This is a genomic window from Nostoc sp. PCC 9305 (genome assembly GCF_963920915.1).
GTDB lineage: Bacteria > Cyanobacteriota > Cyanobacteriia > Cyanobacteriales > Nostocaceae > Nostoc.
In genome coordinates this window covers 1-3,552 of record NZ_CAWUDN010000217.1, presented here as the reverse complement: position 1 = coordinate 3,552, position 3,552 = coordinate 1, and the positions used below count along the sequence as shown (strand labels likewise).

Annotated in this window: 2 protein-coding genes; one reads left to right on the top strand and one right to left on the bottom strand. The window is 40.4% G+C overall.

All coding sequences use genetic code 11. From position 1 onward, the window contains the following. Positions 1–1,228 precede the first annotated feature (1,228 nt). Entirely contained in the window at positions 1,229–2,050 is an 822-nt protein-coding gene (locus ACM0OX_RS35300; RefSeq protein WP_414519825.1) for an SDR family NAD(P)-dependent oxidoreductase, read from the top strand. Between the two features lie 31 nt (positions 2,051–2,081). On the opposite strand, the gene ACM0OX_RS35295 is transcribed toward ACM0OX_RS35300, so the two are convergent. Further along, entirely contained in the window at positions 2,082–3,320 is a 1,239-nt protein-coding gene (locus ACM0OX_RS35295) for a ScyD/ScyE family protein (protein ID WP_414519823.1), read from the bottom strand. Positions 3,321–3,552 lie beyond the last annotated feature (232 nt).

Below are 3,552 nucleotides of genomic sequence, written 5' to 3'. Positions count from 1 at the left end.
ATCCATCTTTATCGGCTGGAAACTCGCTCTGGATGGACTTGTGTATACACGGTAGTTCTCCCACACTTGGGAGAAGGGGTTGGGGGATGTAGCAAGATCCCGCAGGGTGGGCTAGTTTTACATTCGTGCAAGAGGTCTAATGCTTCTGACTGTTCCCTCTACTGCTGCTTGCACTAACTGTATTTCTCCTGTGGGACGGACAGCACGATCGACTTCGGAGTAACCTCAACACGACTTTCAAGTACTTCAACATGACTTCGAGGTATCTGTTTTACAAATATTCTTAACCGAGCAGCATTGATATCCATCCTTCCTGCGAGTAAGTCGATCTAAGCGTGGGGTAATAATTACTAATTACGTAAATTTACGGGGTACGGCTTTAGGCAGAATCATCAATTAGGAATCATGTTGACTTACAGTTAGATCCCCGATTTATTAAAGAAGTCGGGGATCTTAGTGTTCGAGAATGATTGAAGTTTGCTATAGACGAGGTAAGTCTCAAGCATTACTTTGATGAACTCAAAGCTAAACCTAAACAAATTACTATTTGTCCTAAAGTTTTGGCAGATAATTTCAGACAACGATCTAGCCATTTTTGATTATTTTCCATCAATCAAAGCCATCAACCTTACTTTTCAAGAAAGCAGTAAATATACTGTTGCAATTATATAAGTTAGTTGAGATTTCTAACTATTGCAACCATCAGCCAAAATGCTATATGTCTTTTTTGTTTCTAAACCATGAATTAGATATCACAATTTCCTAAAACAGGGCTATTTGTCAGGAAAATGAGATATTTATACTGAGGGATTCATAAAAACTTATTTAATAAAATCTTTTGTATATATATACTTGTCGTTAAGAACTATTAAGAAATCCTGATTAAAGAATATTGCAATAGCTTGATTTAATTGCTAACGTGTGTATGACAGCAATGCTGATGAACGCTCGGATCTAGGAGAAATAAAATCTATGAGCTATACCCATTCAGCCAAGTATGTTAGGCTTTGACGGGTTCAAAACGAGAAATTTCTGCCTCATATAGACAACTATGAGGGATTGCAGATTAACCAAGAAATATCTCATTGCTAAAGGCTTAGTTTCAGTTTGATTTCAATTGCGATTGATTATTTGTCTTACTTTGTGCCTACAAGTGAGTAGCTCTTGCTTGTGTGTATCGGCAATAACGAGGAGTTTGGTAAGACTTAAATTTTGGAGAATAAAACTAATGGAGATTCAAGGTAAAGTTGCCCTAATTACAGGGGCTTCGCGTGGAATTGGACGAGCGATCGCCATCGAATTAGCGCAACAAGGCATCAAGCGGATGATATTGGTAGCACGCGATCGCCGCAAGTTATTGGAGGTAGCCAACGAAATCGAGGCTATGGGTACAGAAGCTGCGATCGTCGCCTTAGATTTGACTCAAACAATTGAAGTAAATATCGCTGTCGCTCAACTCTGGCGCAATTACGGACAGATTCACCTGCTGGTTAATTGTGCGGGAGTCGCATACCAAAGCTCATTTTTGCAATCTAAAATGCCCCAAGTTCAAGAAGAACTCTCTGTGAACTTGTTAGGAATGTACAACCTCACTAGTTTGATTGCTCGACGCATGGCCAGCCAAAGACAAGGGACAATTGTCAATGTATCGAGCCTGATGGGGAAAGTTGCAGCACCAACAATGGCGACATACTCAGCAACCAAGTTTGCCATCTTAGGATTTACCCAAGCCTTGCGCCAAGAATTAGCTGAACATAATATCCGCGTCATTGCATTATTGCCTTCCCTGACAGACACAGACATGGTGCGCGACTTAAAATTATTTCGCTGGGCGATCCCCATGACTCCCCAGCAAGTGGCTAAAGCACTCGTCACCGGAATGCAAAATGATTCATCAGAAATTTTAGTCGGATGGCAAAGTCATTTAGCCGTGTTGTGTCAACGCCTCGCCCCTTGGTTGTTAGAGCTAGTTTTACGAATAGCAACACCGCCAGCACCAAGCAGACAACGGCTGATTGAAAAACTTATCCCTTCGCGTAGCGTCTCGTAGAGAAGGGAAGACACCGAGGGCGATCGCTGACTCAACACTCCTGAACAAACTTGTCCGAAATCTTCAGTCGTTTGGCTTTACCCTTGTGCAACAAAGTAAGGCTCACAGTGCCAAGAAACGCTAATAAGCTGAAAGTAGAAGTAGATTCAGGAACAGATTTAGGATTCTCAATTTTGATAACTTGTCCGAGTCCAGGGCGATCGCCTCGGTTTGTCACGTAAATAGCATTATCAGCACCAATAGTCAAAGCAGTAGGAGACTCTAATCCATTGCCACTAAGAATAGTTGTGCGAGTCCCATCCCTCGCTATTTTAATTACCGAACCATCTAGATTACCTTTCCAGAGTGATTGATTGGCGTACTGCAAAGCATATAAATTGCCCTCGCTATCAAAATCTAAGTCAGTAAGTTGAGTAAATCCATCAGTATAAACTGTTGGTTGACCATCAGCACCAACTCGGTAGATTTTTGCTTCACCTTCTGGAAAAGGAAAACCAGTTAATTGGCTAATATAATAAGCGCCATCTGGTCCTTTGGCGATATTTGTAGGTACTGCTTGGATTTCAAATGGCGATGATGATGCACCATAAGGAAAAATTGGATTAGTTAATGTTTGCCGAGGAATTGTGGCGATCGCTTTTAAATTACTGCCATCAGTCCCGACGCTGAGTAACTCATTAGCACCAGTATCAACTGCAACAATATTATTTCCATTTATAAGAAGAGAGAAGGGATTACTAATTAGATCGCCTTGGTCAGGATTATTTGCAAGTTCATAATTAGCTAAATCAGCAACACTAGTCCACGAATTTGTATTGAAATTAGCAGTGATAATTTTTCCTAAGTCAGTGTTACCTAATGCGGCGCGAAATGTCGGATTTGAACCATATCCAATTGCAATATAAGGCTTGCCAGTAGCATCAAATTTGATATCTTGAGGCCCAGAAGTATCAGTACCATCTGGTAATGCTAAAGAAGGAAGTCCTGTAAGTATACGTTCTTGCGTACCATTTCCAATTTTGGTGACTGCGCCAGTTGTGCCATAACATAAAGATTGGTTTGCAACGCTCGGTGAAGGAACACAAGCTCCACTGCCGCCTGTTCCTGCTTCCGTGACATAGAGACTCCCGTCATTACCAAAAGTTAAACCTCGTGGATTATTAAGACCATCAGCAATTACCGAAAATGATGCCGCTTCTGCTGCTTTCATTCCTGAAAAAGCAGCAATACAAACACTCAAAAATGTAATTCCAAATTGTTTTAGTTTCATTAGACTCCTCCTAAAATTAAATTTGCGTAAATCATCGAATGGAAAATTTTATCTTGAAAAATAATAATATTTAATATTTATAGTTTCTGTGGATTTTACAGCTTATTTAAGAGGTTGTTTGAAAAGTAGTTAGCTGTGATTTTAGGCACTTGTTGATCCCCCCCAACCCCCCTTAAAAAGCTATCCATTACCCGCATCTTTCTTAACAAACAGACAAAATACTTAAAATTAG